The organism is Symbiopectobacterium sp. Eva_TO, assembly GCF_053848865.1.
In genome coordinates, this window is record NZ_JBSPEY010000004.1 from 383,317 (window position 1) to 407,860 (window position 24,544).

Below are 24,544 nucleotides of genomic sequence, written 5' to 3' on the forward strand. Positions count from 1 at the left end.
ATAGCTGTTCCTAATACCGCTACACTTTTGCCTGTCCATGTTTTCCACTGGGAAACGGGCTGACGGTTTCCATGAAGCGGCGAACCTTGTTCAGTCACTGCCACATTGAACAGCATTGATGATTGCGGGTGATGGTTTCATGCAACGCCTGCCATAACCGCTCTACATGATTTACCCATGGTGAGTACACCGGCTGATAAATAACCCTGAATTTCGGGTTTTCTTCCAGCCAGCGCTGCGTCTCCCGGCTTTTGTGAATAATGTAGTTATCAACTATCAGCGTGAGCGTTTTTGCCCGTCTGTACGTTGATCTCAGATGCTCTAACATACTGATAAACAAACACGAACTTTTACTGTTTCCTCCAACATCGCTGACTTTTCCCGTCCCGCTGTGTAATGCACCCGCCAGATAATATTTCTCGTTCTGGCCCGGCGTCACGATGCGTTTCTGCTTCCCGCGAACCTGCCAGTCCGCGCCAATTTTGGGATTCAGATGAATATCCACTTCGTCTTCGTAAAAGACGGGATGTTCCGCGCTGCATTGTTCCAGCGCCATCGCGATGGCCTCCATTTTTTCTTCCTTATGCGGGTCGCGGATACGCAGCGTAGGAGCTGCGTGTCGCCACACCAGACCGGCAGAAGGCCGCCAACGGCGCACCGTGGAAGCATGCAACTGGCAACCGGTTATCTCATTGATTTTTATCGCTAGCAGTTCCGTGCTCCAGCGCGAACGCTGATAGCCAAAATCATGAGGGGAACGCTTTACGAACTGGATTAACAGTGCGCAGATCTGTTCAAATGGCCAGCGACGGCCACGACCGGGCCGCAGAGATTTGAGGCCTTCAGATGCCGTACAGGGTGAGCCAGTTAATCCATCTGCCGATTGACGAACGGGCGCAGCAAAGCATTCTGGCGACATCGCTCACGCGCTCGCCCCGGTGCAACATCAGGATGGCGGTCAGCCTGCGGGCGTGATTCTTGTCACGCGTTTTATGGAGAGTTTTCTTCATCAGGCGTCGTTCGTTACGGGGTATCGGTGCTATGCTCGACATCGCTCAGTCCGGTTGATGATTTGGGATCTTTATCGATTGATCAGATCGCTCAACTCGGACTGAGTTCCCTTCAGGTGATCTACTATTCGGAACAGTTATTTAGAGCCGTCCAGCTATAACGCGTCTGTTGATAACCGACAATCCCTCCCAGCCGGTAATTGGGCTGGCTTATAACCCAACTGGCTTTGTTGAATAAATAGAAAGTTTGGGTAATCATCGGATCAGATCACCATAGTTGTTTCAACATCAGGTCTCCATGGCAAAACAAAATTTTAAAATCACTAACTGGCCCTCCTACAACCACCTCGTTATACACAAGTCCGCAACGCCTTATATGCCAAGGGTTAGCGGGCTGAAATAGGCAGCCAGTGGGGTTGTAAATGAAGTGAAACCGACGTGTACTATCGCCATTTACGGCGCTGAAAAATGACACGGGATTCAGATGGCTGGGCACACCAAGAACTGGAAGGGGTAAATCTTGGTGACACGAGGCTCAATAAGCGTGCCAAAGGGCTTTTGATACGGCTGGCTGAGAATCCGCAAGCCAGCATTCCGCATGCGTGCCTCGGATGGTCTGAGACGCTGGGTGCTTACCGCTTCATGGAGAACCAAGCATTCGAATGGCGAGACATTCTGCAACCTCACTGGCAGCGTACGCAGGAAAGGATCCGAGAACACGAGGTTGTGCTGTGTATCCAAGACACTACCGAGCTTGACTTCAACGGGCAGCAAATCCAAGGCTTGGGTCCCTTGAACTACGAAGCCAGGCGTGGTCTGTATCTGCATCCGACCTACGCGGTCAGTCCGGATCGCGTGGGGTTGGGCGTACTGGATGCGTGGATGTGGGCAAGAGAGCCGAAGGATGCAGACGGAAAACGCGATGGGATCAAGGAGAGTACGCGCTGGCTCGAGGGATACGAGCGAGTTGCTGAACTCGCCTCGGAGTTGCCAAACACACGTCTGGTGTACTTAGCCGATCGCGAAGCGGATATCAAGGCGTTGATGCAGCTCGCTGATGACCTTGGCACTCCGGCTGACTGGTTGATCCGCTCGACTCATAATCGCAGTCTGGACTGTAATGAGAAGCTTTGGCAGAAGGTTGGAAAGACCGTGCCGGTGGGAGAAATCCAATTCGTTATGGCGGCTCGCGCGGGGCAGAAGGCGCGTACGGTGAAACAGGCGCTGCGCGTGAAGCGAGTGTCGCTGCGTTGCGGGTTGGCAGTGACTTGTGTGATAGCCAAGGAAATTGAGCCGCCAGCAGGCGTGAAGCCGGTCGAGTGGCGGTTGCTGAGCAATCGCGTACCTGAAGGACGAGAAGATATCGTGGAGCTGATCGACTGGTATCGGGCTAGATGGGAAATCGAGATGTTCTTCAATGTGCTGAAGAACGGCTGCTGTGTCGAAGCGTTACAGTTATCGACCGTGGATCGCATTGAGCGGGCATTGGCGCTGTTCATGATCGTGGCATGGCGCATCGCCTATTTAATGCGTATGGGACGAACCTGTCCAGAGCTAGACGCAATGTTGTTCTTTGATTCCGACGAGACTCATGGCGCTTACCTACTGATGAACAAGCGTATGCCCAAGGGCCGCCCTAAGCTAAACGAAGTATTGCGCTTAGTTGCGCAACTCGGAGGCTTTCTTGCTCGAAAAGGCGACGGTGAACCAGGCACAAAAACTATCTGGAAAGGCTTGCAGAAAGTCATGACGGCCGCCGAAACGCTACGCGCGCTCAGGCACGAACAGAGATGTGTATAACGAGGTGTCCTACAACAAGGCCCTCAAGCAGCGCGGTTCTCTAACCGTATGGCTAGATGAATCAGCCATTGCTGCATGGACGGAAAAAACGACTACTGAACGGCGTGGACGACCGCTCCACTACTCAGATATGGACATTACCACAGTCCTGATGATGAAACGCGTGTTTGGCCTTTCATTGAGGGCTTTACAGGGTTTTGTTGACTCGATTTTTAAACTGATTAAATTGTCGCTGCATTGTCCAGAGTATTCGCTGCTCAGCAAGCGAGCAAAGACAGTGAACATCAGCATAAAAACGCCAACCCGTGGTGAAATCTCACATCTGGTCATTGATGGAACCGGCCTGAAGGTCTTTGGCGAAGGCGAATGGAAAGTCCGGCAGCATGGTGCCGACAGACGCAGGGTGTGGCGTAAGCTGCATCTGGCAGTAGACAGTGCGACGCATGAGATTATCTGTGCGGATTTGTCGCTCAGTGGTACGACTGATGCCCAGGCTCTTACCGGCACTGATAAACCAGACCCATCGGAAAATCAGAGAGGCATCGGCTGACGGCGCTTACGATACAGGTTACTGCCATGATGCTCTGCTGCTGCGGAAGAAAATAAGGCCGCTTATCCCGCCGCGAAGGGGGGCGCAATATTGGTCGGACCACTACCACGAGCGTAACCACGCTGTTGCAAATCAGCGCCTGAGCGGCAGCAACGATACCTGGAAAAAGAAAGTGGGCTATCACCGACGCTCAGTGGCTGAAACGGCCATGTTCCGGTTCAAAACGCTTCTGGGTGGTCATCTAAGTCTGCGTGACTACGATGCTCAGGTGGGTGAAGCCATGGCGATGGTCAAAGCGCTTAACCGGATCACGCTATTAGGAATGCCGAACAGTATTCGCATCAGGTAACAATCGACCTGGGGCACAGTCGTTACAAGTTCTGATTTATTCAACAAAGCCCGATCGTGCCTACTTCCACGATGTCAGCCTGGTAGGTTATCAAGACACGCTGTATGTCAAAAGGGGTCGCAGTTTCTTTGATAAATGCCGTATCAGCGGCACCGTGGACTTTATTTTCGGTAACGGCACAGCGCTGTTTGATGATTGCGATATCGTGGCCCGCACGCGCGTAAATCCCGGCGATGAATCCTATGGCTACCTGACCGCTCCCAGCACTGATATCAACCAGAAGTACGGTCTGGTGATTACTAACAGCCGGGTGTTCAAGGAAGGCAGTAATGTCCCTGCGAAAAGCTATGCGCTTGGTCGCCCCTGGCATCCGACGACCACCTTCCCTGATGGCCGCTATGCCGACCCTAACGCTATCGGACAAACAGTGTTTATCAACACCGAGATGGACGATGTGATCTATGGCTGGGACAAAATGTCCGGCAAAGATATCAAAGGCGAGAAAATCTGGTTCCAGCCGCTGGATTCGCGTTTCTTCGAATACCACTCAACCGGTGCGGGTGCAGAAAAAACGACGGACGGCGTCAGCTCACCGCAGAGCAGGCCGCAGAATACACTAAGGACAAGGTTCTAGCGGGCTGGACACCCACCGCACCTTGACAGGACATTCCACGATCCTCGCTCGGCGAGGATCGTGGCTAAAGCATCAGATAGCCGCTTCGTCTTCTTCGCCAGTACGGATACGCACCACGCGTGCCACATCAAACACGAAAATCTTGCCGTCACCAATTTTGCCGGTCTGGGCGGTCTGAATGATGGTTTCGACACAGGTATCGACGATGTCATCGGCAACCACCAACTCGATTTTTACCTTGGGCAGAAAATCCACCATATATTCTGCACCGCGATACAGTTCGGTATGGCCCTTCTGGCGCCCGAATCCTTTTACTTCCGTGACAGTCATGCCGGTGATACCCACTTCGGCTAACGCTTCACGTACGTCGTCCAATTTGAACGGTTTGATAATCGCATCTATTTTTTTCATGAAATAACCTTTGTGAACCTGTTTCTCTTCGACCGCAGTCGGGCATCAGTAACAAATATTCAGTGAAACGATAACGTCAGGTGTAACAACGTCAAACGCGTTGTCACTCTTTAAAATCGTTGGCATCCAATTCGTGACGTCCAAGCAATTTATAGAATTCGGTGCGATTACGCCCCGCCATTCTGGCCGCCTGCGTCACGTTGCCTTTGGCAATTTGCAGCAACTTACGTAAATAGTTCAGCTCAAACTGGTGACGTGCCTCCACAAAGGTCGGCAACGCGGTATTCTCGCCTTCTAACGCTTGTTCTACCAGCGCATCGTTAATTACTGGCGCACTGGTCAACGCCACGCAGCGTTCAATCACATTCACCAGTTGACGCACATTACCGGGCCAACTCGCCGTCATCAAGCGTTTCATTGCATCACTGAAAAAACTGCGAACGAACGGCTTATGCCGATTGGCCGCTTCACGCAGCAGATGATTTGCCAGCAGCGGAATATCCTCGGCCCGTTCATGCAGTGCGGGCAATTTCATGGTCACGACATTTAAACGGTAGTAGAGATCTTCACGAAATTCGCCTTTTCCCATGGCGACCGGCAAATCGCGGTGCGTGGCGGAAAGAATGCGCACATTGATATCGATATCCCGATTGCTGCCCAATGGACGCACCTTACGTCATATCGTTATACACATCTTTTGGCCATTTTTTGAACAGGATGCTCAGAACCCCGTGAATTAAGGCATTCAAGCCATCCCATTGGCTTTTTGAGGTTCAAAATGCCACTCTGAGATAAACCCGTAACTCATTGATTAAACAGTGCGTTAGAAAGATGTGTATAACGATATGACCTTACGTTCCTGCAATACACGCAGCAGTTTGACCTGTAAAGACAGCGGCATATCGCCGATTTCGTCAAGGAACAACGTGCCCCCTTCAGCCGCCTGAAACCACCTCGTTATACACATCTCTGTTCGTGCCTGAGCGCGCGTAGCGTTTCGGCGGCCGTCATGACTTTCTGCAAGCCTTTCCTGATAGTTTTTGCGCCTGGTTCACCGTCGCCTTTTCGAGCAAGAAAGCCTCCCAGTTGCGCAACTAAGCGCAATACTTCGTTTAGCTTAGGGCGGCCCTTGGGCATACGCTTGTTCATCAGTAGGTAAGCTCCATGAGTCTCGTCGGAATCAAAGAACAACATTGCGTCCAGCTCTGGACAGGTTCGTCCCATACGCATTAAATAGGCGATGCGCCATGCCACGATCATGAACAGCGCCAATGCCCGCTCAATGCGATCCACGGTCGATAACTGTAACGCTTCGACACAGCAGCCGTTCTTCAGCACATTGAAGAACATCTCGATTTTCCATCTAGCCCGATACCAGTCGATCAGCTCCACGATATCTTCTCGTCCTTCAGGTACGCGATTGCTCAGCAACCGCCACTCGACCGGCTTCACGCCTGCTGGCGGCTCAATTTCCTTGGCTATCACACAAGTCACTGCCAACCCGCAACGCAGCGACACTCGCTTCACGCGCAGCGCCTGTTTCACCGTACGCGCCTTCTGCCCCGCGCGAGCCGCCATAACGAATTGGATTTCTCCCACCGGCACGGTCTTTCCAACCTTCTGCCAAAGCTTCTCATTACAGTCCAGACTGCGATTATGAGTCGAGCGGATCAACCAGTCAGCCGGAGTGCCAAGGTCATCAGCGAGCTGCATCAACGCCTTGATATCCGCTTCGCGATCGGCTAAGTACACCAGACGTGTGTTTGGCAACTCCGAGGCGAGTTCAGCAACTCGCTCGTATCCCTCGAGCCAGCGCGTACTCTCCTTGAGCCCATCGCGTTTTCCGTCTGCATCCTTCGGCTCTCTTGCCCACATCCACGCATCCAGTACGCCCAACCCCACGCGATCCGGACTGACCGCGTAGGTCGGATGCAGGTACAGACCACGCCTGGCTTCGTAGTTCAAGGGACCCAAGCCTTGGATTTGCTGCCCGTTGAAGTCAAGCTCGGTAGTGTCTTGGATACACAGCACAACCTCGTGTTCTCGGATCCTTTCCTGCGTACGCTGCCAGTGAGGTTGCAGAATGTCTCGCCATTCGAATGCTTGGTTCTCCATGAAGCGGTAAGCACCCAGCGTCTCAGGCCATCCGAGGCACGCATGCGGAATGCTGGCTTGCGGATTCTCAGCCAGCCGTATCAAAAGTGTAGTGGTCAACTAATATTGGCCACCGCATTAGACTGTATGTAGAACAGTCGCTCAGATTCGTTTGGAGTTAAGCCGCCGTTATACCAGTGAGGCCGGATAGCGCTGTAATACCCCGTGATGTAGCGGATAATCGCGTCCTGGGCTTCGCTGAAGCTGTTGTAACCCTTTGTCGGCACCCATTCTGTCTTCAGGCTGCGGAAGAACCGCTCCATTGGCGCATTATCCCAGCAGTTACCCCGCCGACTCATACTCTGCTTTATCCGGCAGCGCCACAGGGCTTGCCGGTATTGACGGCTGGTATAGTGGCTGCCCTGGTCGCTGTGGAACATGACTCCTGTTGGTTGTCCCCGGAGTTCCCAGGCCATCTGCAACGCTTTAACTGTCAGCGCCGAGTCCGGCGACGTCGACATGGCCCAGCCCACCGGTTTGCGGGCGAACAGGTCTAGCACCACCGCAAGGTAAGCGCAGCATTTGCCCGTCCAGATGTAGGTCACATCGCCGCACCAGACCTGATCCGGCGCGGTAACCGCGAACTGGCGGTTGAGATAGTTCGGTATTTCAACGTGTTCATTGCCGCCGCGTTTGTATTTGTGAGCCGGTCGCTGGCAGCTGGCGATACCCAGCTCCTTCATCAGCTTGCCAGCCAGCCAGCGCCCCATTTTGACACCGGAGCTGCCGGTGACGATGGTCGCGATACTTCGAGCGCCGGCAGAGCCGCCGCTGGCGTTCCAGGCTTCCATGACGCGGCTACACTTAACCACGCGCTCACCGTCGGGTTCATTAGCGGAAGCCTGCCAGTGCCTGTAGCTGCTGCGATGTACCTCAAAAGTTTGGCACAACGCCGTGACCGGGTATCGCGCCCTCAGCCTGTCGACTACCGTGAACCGTTGAGTGAGTCCGACATTAAGAGCGCCGTAGCCTTTTTTAGGATTTCGTTCTCCATTTCAAGGCATTGGACTTTTTTCTTCATCTCACGCAGCTCGAGCTGTTCAGGGGTAAGAGGAAGTCCCGTTGGCGTTTTTCCCTGTCGTTCAAGGCGAAGCTTATTGACCCAGCGACTAATGGCAGAATGGCTGACATTAACCGCCTCTGCGGCCTTAACGTATGTGTAGCCGTGGTCGACAACCAGCTTTGCGGCTTCGAGCTTAAATTCCGCCGTAAAATGTTTACCCATGAGGTCACCTGTCGTGTTGATGAGGTGAGCATATCACCTCCGCTCAGGTGGCCAGTATCAGTGTGCCACTACAAAGTGCCTTTAGGCGCTTACGAAAGTTTTCCAGATCGTGTCGTTGCCAGATGGAGCGCACACCGCTGCCAGAAATGAAGACGCCTTTTTTACGCAGCTCATTACTGGTCCGGTGCTGGCCATGAGCTGGGAACTCAATGGCGTAATCAACAACCGCACATTCAGTGGCTTCATCAGCACGGTTTTTCAGGTTGGGAACCCGGCGGTTTTGGTTAACCAGAGCGTCAATGCCGCCTTCTGCCGCCAGTTCCTGATAGCGATAAAACGTGTCGCGTGACACACCCATGATTTTACAGGCTTTTGATACGTTACCGAGTTCTTCGGCGAGATTGAGCAGGCCGGCTTTGTGTTTGATGATGGGATTGTTAGTATGAAGCATGAGAGTTACCTCGTGTTTTGTATAAGGATTCGACACCCATATCAAAACCGGTAACTCTCAACCTTTCAAGGTCCAGTGTCAGATCAAGTCGCGACTAATACACATTAGGCCAAACACGCGTTTCATCATCAGGACTGTGGTGATGGCCATATCTGAGTAGTGGAGAGGTCGTCCACGCCGTTCAGTAGTCGTTTTTTCCGTCCATGCAGCAATGGCTGATTCATCTAGCCATACGGTTAGAGAACCGCGCTGCTTGAGGGCCTTGTTATAGGGGGGCCAGTTAGTGATTTTAAAATTTTGTTTTGCCATGGAGACCTGATGTTGAAACAACTATGGTGATCTGATCCGATGATTAACCAAATTTTCTATTTATTCAACAAAGCCTCCCCACCAGGAAAAACGCAGTTCTTTGGTTTGAGCCTGTGCACCAGCGATTCCTGTTACGGCAAAACTCACAGCAAAACAATAAGGGCAGTAATTTTATTTTCATAGCAACCTCATTATTTTTTGTAGGGTAAGGCATTCGTCCAATGATTTCGCGGAGTGAGATTAAAACTCCACGACAGCCTTCAACAGATTTTTATTATTAACTATTTCAGTTTCATAAATCGCCGCGAGGGATGAAAAGTCAAATCGATGGCTTAACATCATTCCCGCACTGATTTTTCCTTCACTCATCAATCTTGCCACTTTAGCAAAATCCTCATGGGTGGCATTCCGGCTTCCTTTCATGGTTGTCTCTTTTTTATGAAAATCAGGATCGGAAAAGGAGATGTTTCCTTTAAATAAACCAACAAAAATAACTTGTCCACCGTGGCGAATAAGATTAACGCTGTTATTCATCGCGATTTCATTTCCGGTGGCATCAATCACTTTATTGGGCAGTTCTCCCTGGAAGTTGGCACGAAGTTGTTGCTCAAACTGGGGGGATGCCGGGTCCAGTACCGGTATGCCCAGCAGGTTATGGGTATGCGCCCGCCGTTCTGCTTGGTTATCGGCCAGTGCGATATTCAGACCGTCCGCCAGGCCAATGGCCGCGACGGATTGCGTGAGCGCTGATGGCAAAGGGTTCAATCAGCGCCGCCGCAGCTGGGTCAATGCCTTCTGCCAGCAGTACGTTACTTTCCGGCACGGCGATATATTCCACCATGCCGCCATCCTGATGTACGCCGATAACCGAGATATTTTCACAGCAATTCGGACGATGATTTAAACAGGCGCTGCACGCGTTACAAGAGAGATAAGGAATAACGGCCGCCTGTTGCCCAATATGAAAACGGGTGACATTATTCCCGATGGCAACAACGTCACCACAAATTTCATGACCGAGCACGCGAGGATAATTAAAAAAAGGCTGTTTCCCCGCCCAGGCATGAATGTCGGTGCCGCATATGCCGACCGTTTTGACTTTTAATAATACTTCGTTTTCCACTGGTGTTGGCACCGGTCGTTCTTTATATTCGAATTGTGTGGGCTGTCGGCATATAAGACTTTTCATTTTTTATTCTCTACATCAATTTCCCCTGGTGCATTTATCTTTTCCTAAAACCAAGGGTAATGACTCCAATTAGTAGAACATGTGTTTTTCGATGAAGGCTCCGATGACTTTTTCGTGGATCTCGATGGAGCGCGAGAAGCAAATCGTTTTACGCGCCAGTCGTTTAATGCGGGTACGGAGCGTCAGGTTATTGCGCTCTATGCGTTGCGTGAAGATCTTGCCAGTCAGATGTTTCTGCTTCGGAACCTCTCTTGCATAGCTGCCCCAGTTGTCACTGGTAATCATTCCGATGTTGAACGATGTCAACAGAGCCAGCAATTCACGGCAGGTCTCATCGGTTCGGGGGCCAAAAGTGTAGGCCAAAACACCGCCCGTTTTGGTATTGTAAGCGTACCAGAGCCAGTGCTGTAGCGCCTGACTGCCAACGAAGCTCCATTGCTCATCAAGTTCACAGATAAGGGCGACGTCGGCGTGAGCAACGGGAGAAGACGTTATCCTGCGGGGCGAGAGCTTTTTAAAGCCCGGATGACCGTATTGATGCCGATTTTCAACGTTCTGGCGGTATCGCGAACACCGGCACCGTTGAAGGCCATATCAACGATCTGCTTTTTGACTCCCGGCTTTCGCGCTTCATAGCGGTAGGTAAGCTGGAATACACGGCGACAGCACTGACACCGGAAGCGTTCGCGCTTAGTTGGACTAAGGCCATGTCGATAAACTTTATCTGAATGGCAGCGAGGGAAATGAACAAAAACAGTAACCACGTGGAAACCTCAAATAGCGGCAGAATATCACAAAAGCCAACTATTTGAAGGCATTACCCTTATCCGCCGTCCAGGTTTAAGGCGATTTCAATGGATGGCAAACATGGTAGAACAACGCAAAAGCGTCAGTGAACCGCTGAGCTATTTCAGAACCTCATTAAACAGATCGCTGTATAACAAAATCTATGGTCACCCCCATTTTTGCAACACTGATTTTTGACTAATGGTGGGCTTGCTTCAATCTATCCGGCGTCTCTGTGGGCGAGATGCCCGCGCCTCGATGAGTTCCGCGCCTGGTGAACCTGAAAAGGCCTCGGCTTCAGTGAGCCATTTTTGTCGTCAGGTTTTTCAGCAGGCCGATATGCCGTTCATGTCATCAATAATCAGTCTTCGCAAAACCAGATAGGTAACTACTGTTTAATTACTTAATAATCAGTCTGTTGATTTAGTTCTACATAACATCAGGCCTGATATTCATTGTGATTAGTTGTGATTGACCAGGCTATTCGCGCCAGTTTGTTTGCCAGAGCACAGGCAACAATATTTGAATGTTTGTTATCGAGTTGCCCCCGAACCCATTCAGCAAGCCTGCCCTGCTGATATTCAAGTCGCATCATGAACGAGCGGGCACATTGAACCAGAAGTTTGCGTAAATTTTTATCACCTCGTTTGCTTATCCCCAGCAGAGTCGGTTTGCCTCCTGTGCTGTATTGTCGCGGTACAAGCCCTGTGGAAGCCGCAAAATCCCTGCTACATGAAAATTGTTTTCCATCGCCGAACTGTGATGAAAGTAAGCTGGCAGTAATCGGGCCGACGCCTGGAATTGTCATAATTCGCTGTGCAGTATCATCAGCTTTGATTGACTGATTTAATTCTGATTCCAGCGCTGTTATTTGCTCGACAAGGTAAAGATAGTGGGCATGTAACTTCATCAGCAGACGGCTCAGGTATGCGGGGATTTCGTGCTCAGCCAGCACCAGAGACAGTCGCTTTATTACCGCCTCGCCGATTGGCAGGCTTATCCCAAACTCCAGCAGAAAACCGTGGATCTGGTTAGTGGTTTTTACTTTATCTCTGATAAGAGATTCCCTGACCCGATGCAGTGCTCGCATCCCCTGCTGAACCTCCGTTTTCGGCTGAACAAAACGCATTGACGGCCGGGATGCGGCTTCACATATCGCCTCTGCATCAACAAAATCATTTTTATTGCCCTTGACAAACGGGCGCACAAATTGCGGAGAGATAAGTTTTGCTTCATGGCCGCTATCATTGATACGCCGCGCCATAAAGTGTGCACCGGCACAAGCTTCCATAACAACAACCGAGGACGGGCACGTCGCCAAAAACTGCATTAGCTTTGTGCGCGTAAACTTCTTACGCAGAAGCGCTTTACCTGACTTATCCTGGCAATGAATATGAAAAGAATGTTTACCGAGATCGATACCAATAAGAGTAACGTTTTCCATGATGGCCTCTCCTGAAAGAAAAACACCCTACCAGCGTACCGCTCACAGAGTGGGGGTGACCATCTCATTAAGCGCCTGCCATTTCTGGCAAGCGTTTTTCTAAAAAACCAACGGTAATGAACCAGTATCAGTTCATACCGTATTTTTTCAATTTCTTGCGCAGCGTACCGCGGTTGATACCCATCATTAGTGCCGCGCGGGTCTGGTTACCACGGGTGTACTGCATCACCATGTCCAACAGTGGCTGTTCAACTTCAGCCAATACCAGCTCATACAGGTCATTCACATCCTGACCGTTAAGTTGAGCGAAATAGTTCTTCAGTGCCTGTTTAACCGAGTCGCGCAGGGGTTTTTGGGTTACCTGAGCCTGAGAGTTTACGGTAGAAACGGTCAGTACGTCAGAATTCACGCGTTGTTCGAACATAGTTCTGTCAGCTCTTTTTCTGTTTACGCAAGATTTTCAAAATATGCCTCCAACGCCTCCAGCTGTTCGCTGGCATCCTCAATGGCGTTGAATGTGCGCCTAAACTGGTCATTGGGGGCGTTCTCCTGGAGATACCAGGAGACGTGCTTACGAGCAATACGGAATCCCTTGCCCGGACCATAAAAGTCGTGCAATTCCCGTATGTGCTTGAAGAGCAAACGCTTCACTTCTGCCAACGGCATCGGTGCCAGTTGCTCCCCCGTGTCCAGATAATGCTGGATTTCCCGAAAGATCCAGGGTCTTCCCTGAGCAGCCCGTCCTATCATCAGGGCATCTGCCCCGGTGTAATCAAGAACCGCTCTGGCTTTATGCGGGCTTGTAATGTCGCCATTCGCGATAACGGGAATGGAAACGGCCTGCTTAACCGCCCGAATGCTGTCGTATTCTGCCTCACCGTTGAACAGGCACGCACGCGTGCGGCCATGTACGGTAAGCGCCTGGATACCACAGGCTTCGGCCAGTCTGGCAATGTCTACACAGTTACGGTGCTCCGGTGCCCAGCCAGTACGAATTTTCAGCGTGACCGGTACGTTCACCGCCTTAACCACGGCGGAGAGGATTTGTTTTACCAAATCCGGATACTGCAACAGCGCAGAACCCGCCATCTTGAGGTTTACCTTCTTTGCAGGACACCCCATGTTGATATCAATGATTTGCGCGCCGAAATCGGTGTTGATTCTGGCTGCCGCAGCCATCTGATCAGGGTCGCTTCCGGCAATCTGCACGGAGCGGATCCCAGGTTCATCGCTGTGTACCATGCGCAGACGCGACTTATCCGAACGCCATACCTCCAGATTGGAGGAGAGCATTTCGGAGACCGTCATCCCAGCCCCCATGTCATGACAGAGCGTCCTGAAAGGGCGATCGCTGACGCCAGCCATGGGGGCGGCGATCAATCGATTAGCTAGCTGAAATTGTCCAATGTGCATAGACAAAGAGTGACCATACTGTGTCTGCAAGGGCGCGTATATTACGCATTTTTTACGCCAGATGAAAGGCCAAACTTTGAGCAATTGAGCGGAACAGATCAAGGAAATGTGTCCTCGCACAATTAAATTTTATAATTGTCTTTTTATTACAGCATGTTATAAGAAAAATCACTCATTGGTCCAACCATTGTACGATCAAACATTTCTACGCAACAGTACGCAAATGCCTGAACAGGCCGCGCCCGGTGGCGTTTTCATGCGCAATAAAGGGTGGTTTCTCGCGCAATGGCTTTATCTCAATGCCTGACGAGTGCCGCCAACCACCGTGAAACGGCTAAGGGCACTCGCCATAACGTTTAGCGCTTGACGCCCGTAATGCGGCACCACTCTTCTTTCTCAACGGTCGGGTCGAGGTCGAACAGGTCGGTGTAAGCTGCTGCCACGTTTTCTGCCTGTGAAGCCAGAATGCCTGATAATCCTAAATGTCCTCCCGCCTTGGGCAGTGTGCTAATCAGCGGTGACAGCTCGCGCAGTGGGCCTGCAAGGATATTGGCGACCACGACGTCGGCAGAGAGGTCATTGGGCTGGTCTTTCGGCAGATAGAGCGCCAAACGCTCTGAGACGCCGTTACGCTGTGCGTTATCACGGCTGGCTTGAATGGCCTGAGGATCGATATCGATGCCAATCGCCTGTGCGGCACCCAGTTTCAATGCCGCGATCGCCAAAATACCAGACCCGCAGCCAAAATCGATAACCGTCTTGCCCGCCAAATCCAGACTGTCGAGCCATTGCAGGCACAGGGAGGTGGTGGGGTGCGTGCCGGTACCAAAGGCCAGACCGGGATCCAGCATCACGTTAACGACATTCGGATCGGGGATGTCACGCCAGCTCGGACATATCCACAGGCGTTTGCCAAACTGCATCGGGTGGAAGTTGTCCATCCACTCCTGTTCCCAGTCCTTATCTTCCAACTGCTCGATTTTATGGCGAAAACCTGCACCCAGTAGCGGTTCCTGCTCCAGTTGGGCAATCACGTCCGGCATCTCTGTTTCGGCGTCGTACAGCCCAATCACATCGGTATCGCCCCATAAACGGGTTTCACCCGGCAGCGGCTCAAATACTGGCGTATCGTGGGTGTCCTGAAAGGTGACGGACACCGCACCGCTCTCGATAAGCGCATCACCCAGTTGTTCAGCCTGCGCGCCCGTCGTATTGATTTTGAGTTGAATCCACGGCATAGCAGCCTCTGTTCCCGTTAATGTGAAAGTGTTGCGGCAGCGTTTGGCGTAGGGTTGCTGCCAAAACGGTTACCAATAAGAAATGCCAGCAGGCTGAACGAAAGGGCGGGGACAATCGGGTGAAAGCCCGCCAGATTCAGCTTAAAGGTGGCAAGTAGGGTATAGCATAAGGCACCAACCATCATGGCGCTGAGCGCGCCGGTCGCATTGGCGCGTTCCCAATAAAGTCCGAGCACCAGTGGCCACAGGAATACCGCTTCCAGGCCGCCAAACGCCAGCAGATTGAGCCAGATAATCATTTCAGGCGGTCGCCAGGAGGCCAGCAGCGTCAGTACGCCGAGCAGCAGCGTGGTGGCGCTGGAGAGCCATTTGATATGGCGTTCATTCTGTGCTTGGTGCGGTTTTACGCTCAGATACAGATCTTTGATAATGGTGGCAGACGCTTGCAGCAGGTGTGCATTGATGTTGGCCATAATGGCGGACATGGGCGCGGCGAGGAAGATGCCCGCTGCCAGCGGCGGCAGCACTTTCACCATCAGTTCCGGCAGCACCTGATCGGGAATGGTCAGGTTAGGCATAATAGCGCGTCCCAGCGCGCCGGCCAGATGCATACCCAGCATCAGCACGGTGATGACGATGGTGCCGATAATGATGCCGCGATGCAGCGCTTTGCTATCTTTGTAAGAGATGCAGCGTACGGCGGTGTTAGGCAGGCCGATGACGCCGAAGCACACCAATACCCAGAATGAGGCCATAAACGGGAAGGTGAGCGTCTGGCCGCTGCCGTGCGGGTCTACCAAGGCCGGATCGATCTGACGCAGCGTTTCTACCGCGCTGCCCAGTCCGCCAGCGGCAGAGATAATCGCCACCAGTAGCAATACTGTGCCGATCAGCATCACCACACCCTGCATCGCATCATTGAGCACGCTGGCGCGAAAACCGCCGAAGGTGGTGTAAAGCGCTATCGTGACGCCGAAAATCAGCAGGCCAACGTCGTAGGGCACGTTAGCGGCAGTTTCCAGCAGGCGAGCGCCCCCGATAAACTGCACTGCCATTGCCCCGATAAAGGCCACCAGCAGGCTCAGGCTGGCAAACCATACCAGCAGGCGACTGCCGTAACGTGCATACAGCATATCGTTCAGCGTAATGGCGTTGTAGCGTCGTGCCAGAATGGCGAATTTTTTCCCTAGAATGCCGAGAGAAAGCAGCATGGTTGGCACCTGGATCACCGCCAATAGTACCCAGCCCAGACCGTATTTATAGGCAGCACCTGGCCCACCGATAAACGAACTGGCGCTAACATAGGTGCCAATCAGCGTCATGGCGAGCACAAACCCACCCATTGAGCGGCTACCAAGGAAGTACTCGTTGAGGAAATTGCCCTCGCGGCGGTGCAGATAGGCGTAAATCGACAACCCAAACACCAGCATCAGGTAGACGACCAGCGGCAGAATCACATCATTGTGCATCGTCGTCTCCTAACGGAATATCGCGAAATACCAGGTGCGTCATCAGCCAGCACAGCATGATAAACACCAGCGGCAGCAGCAGGCAGGAGAACTCAAACCAGCGCGGCAGCCCGGTCAACCCGGCTGTGTTGTCAGGCACGTAGGCGGTGACTACCCAGCCTACGAGGTAAAATAGCGTCAAGAACAGTGCCCATCGCGCCTCTTTGTGCGCTTGGGGGAAACGTTTGTCCATGGTTTTTCCCTGTAAAGCGGTACCAACATGCAAAAAGGCCAGCATGGCTTGCCTTTATACGCTTGTACGATGCAGATTATTGCAGACCGAGCTTTTTCTCCAGATAGTGGATATTGGTTCCACCGTGCTGGAAGTTCTCGTCGTTCATAATCTTCAACTGCAACTCAATGTTGGTTTTAATACCATCAATGATCAGTTCCGCCAAAGCGTTTTTCATTCGGGAAATCGCGATATCGCGACTTTCACCGTAAGTGATCAACTTGCCGATCATGGAATCGTAGTACGGCGGCACGGTATAGCCTGCGTAAATGTGCGATTCCCAGCGTACGCCAAAACCGCCCGGTGCGTGGAAACGGGTGATCTTGCCCGGACTTGGCAGGAAGGTGTTGGGATCTTCGGCGTTGATACGGCATTCCACCGCATGACCGCGCACGTTGACCTCTTCCTGTTTGATCGACAACGGTTGACCAGCAGCGATGCGCAGCTGCTCTTTAATCAGATCGACGCCAGTGATCATCTCCGTTACCGGATGCTCAACCTGAATACGGGTGTTCATCTCGATAAAGTAGAACTCACCGTTTTCAAACAGGAATTCAAACGTACCGGCACCGCGATAGCCGATATCCACACAGGCTTTAGCGCAGCGATCGCCGATGTAGCGACGCAAATCTGCCGTGATGCCCGGTGCAGGCGCTTCCTCCACCACTTTCTGGTGACGACGCTGCATGGAGCAGTCGCGTTCCGCCAGATAGATAGCGTTGCCCTGACCGTCAGCCAATACCTGAATTTCCACGTGACGCGGGTTTTCCAGGTATTTTTCCATATACACCATGTCGTTATTGAAAGCGGCTTTCGCTTCCGCACGGGTCATGAGGATGGATTGTTCCAGATCTTTCTCGCTGCGCACCACGCGCATGCCGCGACCGCCGCCGCCGCCAGAGGCTTTGATAATCACCGGGTAGCCGATGCGTTTGCCAAAGGCGCGGTTCTTGTCCATGTCGTCGCACAGAGGGCCGTCAGAACCTGGTACGCACGGTACGCCCGCTTTCTTCATGGCAGAAATGGCAGAGACTTTGTCACCCATCAGGCGGATGGTGTCTGCGCGTGGGCCAATGAAGATAAAGCCAGAACGCTCGACCTGCTCGGCAAAATCCGCATTTTCGGACAAAAAGCCGTAGCCGGGGTGAATGGCCACGGCACCGGTGATTTCCGCGGCGGAAATGATCGCCGGGATATTCAGGTAGCTTTTGGTCGACGGAGCCGGGCCGATACACACGGTCTCATCGGCCAGCAGCACATGTTTCAGATCGCGGTCGGCGCTGGAGTGAACGGCAACGGTTTTGATGCCCAGTTCTTTACAGGCGCGCAAAATACGCAGCGCAATCTCTCCGCGGTTCGCGATAACGATTTTATCTAGCATGGTAAGCCTCGTTATTCGATGACAACCGGTTATTCAATGACAACCGGTTATTCAATGACAACCAAAGGCTCATCAAACTCAACCGGTTGGCCGTTTTCAACCAGCACGGCTTTCACCACGCCTGCTTTATCGGCTTCGATTTGGTTCATCATTTTCATGGCTTCAACGATGCACAAGGTATCGCCGACGTTAACATGTTGCCCCACTTCAACGAATGCCTTGGCATCCGGGCTTGGGGTACGGTAGAACGTACCAACCATGGGAGAGCGCACGGTGTGACCGCTAAGGGCCGCAGGCGCAGCGGCAACAGCTGCTTCCGGGGCCGGGGCCACGGCGGTTGCCAGCGCAGGGGCCGGTTGCTGCATCATGGGCGCATAGGCTTGCTGCATCATCGGGTAGCTCGGTGCAGCAGGGGCACGACTGATACGTACTGATTCTTCACCTTCTGAAATTTCCAGTTCGGCGATGCCGGATTCTTCAACCAGTTCGATCAGTTTCTTGATTTTACGAATATCCATGGATGTGGTTCCGTACTCATTTGTTGAAATGGGTTTATTTAGTTTGACGTGGACAGGCGTTTTACCGCCGTCTGTAACGCATAGCCATATCCATCCGCGCCCAGGCCGCAAATCACACCCACCGCCACATCGGACAAGTAAGAGTGATGACGGAACGGCTCGCGAGCGTGCACGTTGCTCAGATGGATCTCAATAAACGAAATTTCCACGGCCAGTAGCGCATCACGTAATGCAACGCTGGTGTGGGTAAATGCCGCCGGGTTAATTAAAATAAAATCCGTATTGCCGCGTGCCTGATGAATAGTATCAATCAGCACATGTTCAGCATTGGATTGGACATGGGAGAAGTGTACATTGAGCGCCTGCGCTTGATGTTCCAGACCGCTGACGATCTCTGCAAGCGTAGTGCTGCCGTACTTCTCTGGCTCACGGGTTCCCAGCAGATTCAGGTTGGGACCGTTCAAAAGCAAAATGTGAAATCTCTCTGCCATTGTGCCGCTATCTCCCGCGATACACCCAGTTTGTAGAAAAACGTGTCGCACAACATAGCGCGAAGCACATCGTTTGTCACCTTTTGGCAACGTAAATTGTTCACCGGGCGATAAGGTCGGGCATTATAACCATATCGTGGCAATTAGCAGCTAAATACTGGTCTTATCTCCGCAAATAGCTTTGACACCCCCGCCGCGTGAGGCATTGCGCTACAGTCGCTTTCCCGGCATTAACGCCACCATTGGCGAAACTTTTTGTAACGCAGCGCCAACAAGATCAGCGCACTTAGCCCGTAGATCATCGGTTGTGGCGATAAGATTTTTACCGACCACAAATAATGAATGGGCGCGAGCACCGCGATAACATAGATAAGGTTGTGTAAGCGCTGCCAGTTACTGCAAAGCGCACGTTGTGCCGCCTGAAATGAGGTTACCGCCAAGGCTAGCAGGAGCAGCCAACTGAGTGCGCCCAGCGTAAGATAAGGGCGGTTAATCAACTCCTGGCCCAACAAGGCGAGGTTGGCGAGCCCGAGCTCCAACAACGCATAGCTGGTCAGATGCAGCGTAGCCCAGGCAAGACACCACAGGCCGAGCATGCGGCGGCAGCGGATCAACAACGGCTGTTTGCCGTAGCGCGCCAGCGGTGTCACCATCAGCGTTGCCAGCAGCAGTTTTAGCGCCATTCGTCCGGTAAAATGCTGGATATCTTTAGCCGGATCGGCGCTCAACGCCCCTTGTTGAATGGCATAAAGCAGCCACAGCAGCGGTAACCCTGCGGCAGCATGCAAGACGATTTTCAGCCAGAACATCTGGCGGAGTGTCAGACGCATTTAGAAATTATCCCGCAGATTCAGGCCGCGATACAGGTGTGCTACCTTTTCGGCATAGCCATTAAACAGTAGTGTCGGTTGGCGCTGAACGTTAAGCAATCCTCCTGCGCCAATCACTCGTTCGCTGGCCTGCGACCAGCGCGGGTGGTCAACATCCGGGTTCACATTGGCATAAAAACCATATTCATCCGGTGCAGCCAGATTCCAGGTTGAGGGCGGTCTTTCGCGCGTAAAGTGGATTTTCACGATGGACTTGATGTTCTTGAACCCGTACTTCCACGGTGTCACCAGACGGATGGGGGCGCCGTTCTGTGGTGGCAAGGTTTTGCCGTAAACCCCCAGCTCCAGCAGAGTCAAAGGATGTAGCGCCTCTTCCATGGTTAAGCCTTCTACATAAGGATAGTCAAGCCCGCCACCGAGAAAGCGATCTTTCTGCCCTGGCATCTGTTCGGGCTCGTGCAGGGTTTGAAAGGCAACATAGCGCGCGGCGCTGGTCGGCTCTAAGAACTGAATCAGTTTCGCCAAGGGAAATCCCACCCAGGGAATCACCATTGACCATGCCTCGACACAGCGAAAGCGATAGATGCGCTCTTCCAGCGGAAAGCGCTTGATAATGTCATCGATATCCAGCGTGACGGGTCTGGCGATTTCCCCTTCTATTTGTATCTTCCAACCTTCCGTGCGCAACCCGCCAGCATTGGCAGCCGGGTCGGCTTTATCCAGTCCGAATTCATAGAAGTTGTTATAGCCGGTAACCTTGTCCTCGGGCGTCAGCGTGAGTGACGCTGGCGCATTGGATTCCGGTGTGAAGCTGAGCGGCGTGGGTGGCGGTGCTGTCGGTTTTTTTTTTGCCGCCGCCGGTGAGCCAGTCCAGCACATCCGCCTGTGCGCTAAGCGGCAGGCTCAGTGAGGCGGCGGCGATACCCAGCGCTTTCATCACGGCGCGGCGCTGGTGAAAAATCCCCTCAGGGGTAACGTCGGCGGCGCTCGGTTGGCGTTGACGATGAGAGTCAGACATGATGATGTCTCCATGGGTTACGACGACTGCGTACAGTAAGTATGGAAGATAGGACGGCACGAGCAAAAAAGAGTTCATTGCAGAGCGTTGCACCACTCGCCTGAAGGGGAAACTGTCGGTGGTTATCGGTTGCGCTCACGTCACGATCGCGATGTGATTGTGACCAGAGAGGAAAAGTCAGGGAAAATCCTTTAGTGTCTATATTTGTAACAGGTAGTATTAACAACAGTGGTGAATACGGTACGGGGGTGTGACCTCGTGCGGCGAGAGGATGCAGGGATGGGCGAATGACGAAATTTTCTTCATTGATGACGATGGTGCTGATAGTCGTCATATCCCTGCTGTTTATCATAGGGTTAGTCACCATTGTTGATGATAATCTACAGCAGGTTGATAACCAGCTTCATGCTATCGCGACCAGCATCGATCAGGCGCTGTTGGTACAACCTCCTGAACGGTTACGCTTTTGGCTGCCCTCAATGATGAAGGCGGCGGGGGTTGTGCTCCTGGAGATCCGAGACCTCGATCACAACCTGCAATTTTCGCTGCGACTGCCGGAACTGATGAGCGCAGAAGGCGATTATGTGCACCATGTGATGCAACTGCCGCTGATGCAAAACGCCGATTTTCGCGTCAACCTTACCTATCTTGATCCCTTTTTCGGTTCGCCGCGCTGGATTTTCTCCACTATCGCCATGGTGGTGGCGATGGCGTGCATGCCTGCGCTACTGGTGTTTGCCGTGCGGCGTTTTCGCCGCAAGGTGGCAGGGTACGAACAGTTGGAGACGCGCGCAAACCGCATTCTGCGCGGTGAACGCGAATCGGTGGTACGCGGTTCGGTGCACGAATGGCCCGATAGCGCTAGCGGTGCGTTCGATCAGTTGCTGTCGGACCTTGCCGACGCACGCGAGGAACGCAGCCGACTGGATACGCTGATCCGCGCATTCGCCGCCCAGGATGCGGAAACCGGATTTAGTAATCGCCTGTTTTTCGATAACCAACTCACCACGCAGTTGGAAGACGCGGAAAATGTCGGCACCCACGGCGTGGTAATGATGATTCGCCTGCCGGATTTCGATACCTTGCAGGAAACGCATCGCTATGCCAATGAACTGCGTGAGTACCGCAATACGCTGGTCAATATGCTATCGACCTTTGTAATGCGTTATCCCTCCGCGCTGCTGGCGCGCTATTTCAACAGTGATTTTGCCGTGTTGCTGCCACACCGTTCGCTGAAAGAAGCGGATATTATTGTGGCGCAGTTAGTCAAAGCACTGGATATTCTGCCGATCACGCCGCTTATCGATCGTGAGGATGTACTGCATATCGGCATCTGTGCCTATGCCAGCGGACAGAGTTCTGAGCAGGTGATGGAGAGTGTGGAGGATGCGACGCGCAATGCGGTATTGCGGGGAGGAAACGGCTGGTGCGTATTTGACCGGCAGGTGCCAGACAAGGGGCGCGGCAGTGTGAAATGGCGCACATTGCTGGAACAGACGCTGGCAAAAGGTGGCCCACATCTGTATCAAAAACCGGCGGTGACGCGCGATGGCGTGGTGCATCATCGGGAAATCATGCCGCGTATCACCGATGGCGATCAGGTTCTGCTGGCCGCCGAATATATGCCGCTGGTACAGCAATTGGGGCTGACGCCCAATTATGATCGGCTGCTGGTGACACAAATCATCGCGTTGTCTGCTTCCTGGCCGCAGGAGACGCTGGCGATGCCCGTCAATGTGGATTCGCTGTTGCAGCGTCCTTTCTGGCGTTGGTTACAAGAAGTGCTATTGTAATGCCCGAAACAGCAGCGTCAACGCATATTGTTTGAACTTGCTGAGTCAGATGTGTGTCAGTATATCGAGCGCTTGCGTCCTATTCTGAATACGCTGGTGGGATTGGGATGTCGGCTGGCGGTGACGCAAGCCGGGCTGACCTTGGTCAGCACGACCTATATTAGAACGTTGCAGATGGAAATCATCAAGTTGCATCCAGGTCTGGTGCGCCGTTTTGAACGCAGGACGGAAAATCAACTTTTTGTACAAAGCCTTATAGAAGCCTGCAAGGGAACCTCCGCCAACGTGTTTGCCGCAGGCGTCAGAACTCAGGAAGAGTGGAATACGCTATCGAGTCGCGGTGTTTATGGTGGCTAGGGCGATTTTTTCGCGGCGTCTATCCCTGTCAGCGATGAGTTGAAAAAATATTCACCTCGGCATCGTGTTTAGGGTGAATGTCGCAGGTAAATTGACGTAGAATGCGTGGTTTATAAATCGGTTAGTGTGCGCTTATTACATGGACTGGCCGATAAAATGTTAGATTTTGTGTCCTGTGTTGATGCCATCCGACTGCGTGAAAAAGCGGTAACTCGCTTTACCGCACAAAGAAATATCGCCCCGACGGTTTTTCAGGGGAACGTGATGTGTATGACACAGGGGAATTTTTCACCGATGCAGAGCGCTGTCGTGCCTTGTCGCTGCACCGTGTGGTTGGTAAAGTAGGCGGATTTCTTTTCGCCCCCAGCTTGCAGGATTATCCTTTCGTTATGTTTAAAAAATTTCGTGGCATGTTTTCCAACGACTTGTCCATCGACCTGGGTACCGCCAATACCCTGATTTATGTTAAAGGGCAGGGCATTGTACTGAATGAGCCGTCTGTGGTCGCTATACGTCAGGATCGTGCCGGTTCGCCTAAGAGCGTCGCTGCCGTAGGCCATGAAGCCAAACAGATGCTTGGTCGTACTCCGGGTAATATCGCAGCTATCCGCCCGATGAAAGACGGTGTTATCGCCGACTTTTTCGTGACCGAGAAAATGTTGCAGCACTTTATCAAACAAGTGCACAGCAACAGCTTTATGCGTCCGAGCCCACGCGTACTGGTGTGTGTGCCAGTCGGTGCTACTCAGGTTGAACGTCGTGCCATTCGCGAATCTGCGCAAGGGGCCGGGGCGCGCGAAGTGTTCCTGATTGAAGAACCGATGGCGGCGGCTATCGGTGCTGGATTGCCGGTTTCTGAAGCAACGGGCTCCATGGTGGTGGATATCGGTGGCGGTACCACAGAGGTGGCGGTTATCTCCCTGAACGGTGTGGTCTACTCTTCTTCCGTGCGTATTGGTGGTGACCGCTTCGATGAAGCTATCATCAATTATGTGCGCCGTAACTACGGCTCACTGATCGGTGAAGCAACGGCGGAACGCATCAAGCACGAAATTGGTTCTGCGTATCCGGGCGATGAAGTACGCGAAATCGAAGTGCGTGGTCGTAACCTGGCTGAGGGCGTACCGCGCGGCTTTACCCTTAACTCGAACGAGATTCTGGAAGCGTTGCAGGAGCCGTTGACCGGCATCGTGAGCGCGGTGATGGTTGCGCTGGAACAGTGCCCGCCAGAGCTGGCTTCCGATATTTCTGAACGCGGCATGGTGTTGACCGGTGGTGGCGCACTGCTGCGTAACCTGGATCGCCTGCTGATGGAAGAGACCGGCATCCCCGTCGTGGTTGCCGAAGATCCGCTGACCTGCGTGGCTCGCGGTGGCGGTAAAGCGCTGGAAATGATCGACATGCACGGCGGTGATCTGTTCAGCGAAGAGTAAGAGTGCCGAATAAAAGGAAG

The 24,544-nt window shown here is 52.7% G+C and carries 16 protein-coding genes and 11 pseudogenes; 5 read left to right on the forward strand and 22 right to left on the reverse strand.

Translation table 11 applies throughout. The features are described from left to right. Window positions 1–19 precede the first annotated feature (19 nt). Window positions 20–1,052 (reverse strand): annotated as a pseudogene (locus tag ACWWJF_RS03995) (IS630 family transposase). An 82-nt stretch (window positions 1,053–1,134) separates the two neighbouring features. Next, window positions 1,135–1,269 carry an omptin family outer membrane protease gene (locus ACWWJF_RS04000; protein ID WP_455868738.1) on the reverse strand — a complete coding sequence of 45 codons (135 nt, stop codon included), beginning with the start codon at window positions 1,267–1,269 and terminating at the stop codon, window positions 1,135–1,137. 209 nt (window positions 1,270–1,478) lie between these two features. Between ACWWJF_RS04000 and ACWWJF_RS04005 the strand changes: the two genes are divergently transcribed. The 3 genes and pseudogenes from ACWWJF_RS04005 to ACWWJF_RS04015 form a co-directional block, all read left to right on the forward strand. Further along, window positions 1,479–2,810: an IS4 family transposase gene (locus ACWWJF_RS04005; RefSeq protein ID WP_455868739.1), complete on the forward strand. Its 1,332-nt coding sequence runs from the start codon at window positions 1,479–1,481 to the stop codon at window positions 2,808–2,810. Further along, window positions 2,803–3,709 (forward strand): annotated as a pseudogene (locus tag ACWWJF_RS04010) (IS5 family transposase). The gene ACWWJF_RS04005 and the pseudogene ACWWJF_RS04010 overlap by 8 nt, the downstream one beginning before the upstream one ends. 31 nt (window positions 3,710–3,740) lie before the next feature. Then, window positions 3,741–4,369, forward strand: a pseudogene (locus ACWWJF_RS04015) (pectinesterase family protein); the annotation flags it as partial. Between the two features lie 46 nt (window positions 4,370–4,415). On the opposite strand, the gene glnB reads toward ACWWJF_RS04015, so the two are convergent. The 20 genes and pseudogenes from glnB to msrP form a co-directional block, all read right to left on the reverse strand. Then, window positions 4,416–4,754, reverse strand: coding sequence for a nitrogen regulatory protein P-II (gene glnB / locus ACWWJF_RS04020; protein ID WP_195315181.1), 339 nt, complete (start codon window positions 4,752–4,754; stop codon window positions 4,416–4,418). A 103-nt stretch (window positions 4,755–4,857) separates the two neighbouring features. After that, window positions 4,858–5,430, reverse strand: a pseudogene (gene qseF, locus ACWWJF_RS04025) (two-component system response regulator QseF/GlrR); the annotation flags it as partial. 177 nt (window positions 5,431–5,607) lie between these two features. Continuing rightward, a pseudogene (locus ACWWJF_RS04030) lies at window positions 5,608–5,703 on the reverse strand (sigma 54-interacting transcriptional regulator); the annotation flags it as partial. An 8-nt stretch (window positions 5,704–5,711) separates the two neighbouring features. Next, window positions 5,712–6,956: pseudogene (locus tag ACWWJF_RS04035) on the reverse strand (IS4 family transposase); the annotation flags it as partial. An 8-nt stretch (window positions 6,957–6,964) separates the two neighbouring features. Further along, window positions 6,965–8,133 (reverse strand): IS3 family transposase gene (locus ACWWJF_RS04040; RefSeq protein ID WP_455868740.1). Its coding sequence is split into 2 segments (ribosomal slippage): window positions 6,965–7,878 and window positions 7,878–8,133, totalling 1,170 coding nucleotides; the frame shifts between segments, so codons are not numbered across the junction. Window positions 8,134–8,206: 73 nt separating this feature from the next. After that, window positions 8,207–8,584 (reverse strand): annotated as a pseudogene (locus ACWWJF_RS04045) (helix-turn-helix domain-containing protein); the annotation flags it as partial. A gap of 105 nt (window positions 8,585–8,689) precedes the next feature. Then, window positions 8,690–8,893: pseudogene (locus tag ACWWJF_RS04050) on the reverse strand (transposase); the annotation flags it as partial. Between the two features lie 240 nt (window positions 8,894–9,133). After that, window positions 9,134–10,082, reverse strand: a pseudogene (locus ACWWJF_RS04055) (zinc-binding alcohol dehydrogenase family protein). A 69-nt stretch (window positions 10,083–10,151) separates the two neighbouring features. Further along, window positions 10,152–10,846 (reverse strand): IS1 family transposase gene (locus ACWWJF_RS04060; protein ID WP_455868741.1). Its coding sequence is split into 2 segments (ribosomal slippage): window positions 10,152–10,606 and window positions 10,606–10,846, totalling 696 coding nucleotides; the frame shifts between segments, so codons are not numbered across the junction. 461 nt (window positions 10,847–11,307) lie between these two features. Further along, entirely contained in the window at window positions 11,308–12,312 is a 1,005-nt protein-coding gene (locus tag ACWWJF_RS04065) for an IS110 family RNA-guided transposase (protein WP_455868742.1), read from the reverse strand. Between the two features lie 127 nt (window positions 12,313–12,439). Beyond that, a complete protein-coding gene (gene fis, locus ACWWJF_RS04070) occupies window positions 12,440–12,736 on the reverse strand; it encodes a DNA-binding transcriptional regulator Fis (protein ID WP_012883002.1) in 297 nt (98 codons plus the stop codon). A 23-nt stretch (window positions 12,737–12,759) separates the two neighbouring features. After that, window positions 12,760–13,725 carry a tRNA dihydrouridine synthase DusB gene (dusB, locus tag ACWWJF_RS04075; RefSeq protein WP_455868743.1) on the reverse strand — a complete coding sequence of 322 codons (966 nt, stop codon included), beginning with the start codon at window positions 13,723–13,725 and terminating at the stop codon, window positions 12,760–12,762. 356 nt (window positions 13,726–14,081) lie between these two features. After that, window positions 14,082–14,963, reverse strand: coding sequence for a 50S ribosomal protein L11 methyltransferase (gene prmA / locus ACWWJF_RS04080; RefSeq protein ID WP_455868744.1), 882 nt, complete (start codon window positions 14,961–14,963; stop codon window positions 14,082–14,084). Between the two features lie 17 nt (window positions 14,964–14,980). Then, window positions 14,981–16,432: a sodium/pantothenate symporter gene (gene panF, locus ACWWJF_RS04085; protein ID WP_455868745.1), complete on the reverse strand. Its 1,452-nt coding sequence runs from the start codon at window positions 16,430–16,432 to the stop codon at window positions 14,981–14,983. After that, the gene (locus ACWWJF_RS04090) at window positions 16,422–16,664 is read right to left on the reverse strand and encodes a YhdT family protein (RefSeq protein ID WP_455870919.1); all 243 of its coding nucleotides are present in this window, start codon (window positions 16,662–16,664) and stop codon (window positions 16,422–16,424) included. The genes panF and ACWWJF_RS04090 overlap by 11 nt, the downstream gene beginning before the upstream one ends. 76 nt (window positions 16,665–16,740) lie before the next feature. Further along, window positions 16,741–18,084: an acetyl-CoA carboxylase biotin carboxylase subunit gene (gene accC / locus ACWWJF_RS04095; protein WP_455868746.1), complete on the reverse strand. Its 1,344-nt coding sequence runs from the start codon at window positions 18,082–18,084 to the stop codon at window positions 16,741–16,743. A 47-nt stretch (window positions 18,085–18,131) separates the two neighbouring features. Then, window positions 18,132–18,602, reverse strand: a complete 471-nt coding sequence (gene accB / locus ACWWJF_RS04100; RefSeq protein WP_455868747.1) for an acetyl-CoA carboxylase biotin carboxyl carrier protein — start codon at window positions 18,600–18,602, stop codon at window positions 18,132–18,134. A 38-nt stretch (window positions 18,603–18,640) separates the two neighbouring features. Continuing rightward, a complete protein-coding gene (gene aroQ / locus ACWWJF_RS04105) occupies window positions 18,641–19,093 on the reverse strand; it encodes a type II 3-dehydroquinate dehydratase (RefSeq protein ID WP_455868748.1) in 453 nt (150 codons plus the stop codon). 230 nt (window positions 19,094–19,323) lie between these two features. Beyond that, window positions 19,324–19,923, reverse strand: a complete 600-nt coding sequence (gene msrQ / locus ACWWJF_RS04110; protein WP_455868749.1) for a protein-methionine-sulfoxide reductase heme-binding subunit MsrQ — start codon at window positions 19,921–19,923, stop codon at window positions 19,324–19,326. Beyond that, window positions 19,924–20,941, reverse strand: a pseudogene (msrP, locus tag ACWWJF_RS04115) (protein-methionine-sulfoxide reductase catalytic subunit MsrP). Window positions 20,942–21,228: 287 nt separating this feature from the next. On the opposite strand from msrP, the pseudogene csrD reads away from it, so the two are divergent. Further along, window positions 21,229–23,163 (forward strand): annotated as a pseudogene (csrD, locus tag ACWWJF_RS04120) (RNase E specificity factor CsrD). Window positions 23,164–23,480: 317 nt separating this feature from the next. Next, window positions 23,481–24,524 (forward strand): rod shape-determining protein MreB, encoded by a 1,044-nt coding sequence (mreB, locus tag ACWWJF_RS04125; RefSeq protein WP_004385136.1) that lies wholly within the window; start codon window positions 23,481–23,483, stop codon window positions 24,522–24,524. Window positions 24,525–24,544 lie beyond the last annotated feature (20 nt).

Coding starts and splice junctions, on each gene's coding strand:
- ACWWJF_RS04000 (WP_455868738.1), bottom strand. CDS start 1,269: ATGATTACCCAAACTTTCTATTTATTCAACAAAGCCAGTTGGGTTATA.
- prmA (WP_455868744.1), bottom strand. CDS start 14,963: ATGCCGTGGATTCAACTCAAAATCAATACGACGGGCGCGCAGGCTGAA.
- msrQ (WP_455868749.1), bottom strand. CDS start 19,923: ATGCGTCTGACACTCCGCCAGATGTTCTGGCTGAAAATCGTCTTGCAT.
- dusB (WP_455868743.1), bottom strand. CDS start 13,725: ATGCACATTGGACAATTTCAGCTAGCTAATCGATTGATCGCCGCCCCC.
- mreB (WP_004385136.1), top strand. CDS start 23,481: ATGTTTAAAAAATTTCGTGGCATGTTTTCCAACGACTTGTCCATCGAC.
- aroQ (WP_455868748.1), bottom strand. CDS start 19,093: ATGGCAGAGAGATTTCACATTTTGCTTTTGAACGGTCCCAACCTGAAT.
- accB (WP_455868747.1), bottom strand. CDS start 18,602: ATGGATATTCGTAAAATCAAGAAACTGATCGAACTGGTTGAAGAATCC.
- glnB (WP_195315181.1), bottom strand. CDS start 4,754: ATGAAAAAAATAGATGCGATTATCAAACCGTTCAAATTGGACGACGTA.
- panF (WP_455868745.1), bottom strand. CDS start 16,432: ATGCACAATGATGTGATTCTGCCGCTGGTCGTCTACCTGATGCTGGTG.
- accC (WP_455868746.1), bottom strand. CDS start 18,084: ATGCTAGATAAAATCGTTATCGCGAACCGCGGAGAGATTGCGCTGCGT.
- ACWWJF_RS04005 (WP_455868739.1), top strand. CDS start 1,479: ATGACACGGGATTCAGATGGCTGGGCACACCAAGAACTGGAAGGGGTA.
- ACWWJF_RS04065 (WP_455868742.1), bottom strand. CDS start 12,312: ATGGAAAACGTTACTCTTATTGGTATCGATCTCGGTAAACATTCTTTT.
- ACWWJF_RS04090 (WP_455870919.1), bottom strand. CDS start 16,664: ATGGACAAACGTTTCCCCCAAGCGCACAAAGAGGCGCGATGGGCACTG.
- fis (WP_012883002.1), bottom strand. CDS start 12,736: ATGTTCGAACAACGCGTGAATTCTGACGTACTGACCGTTTCTACCGTA.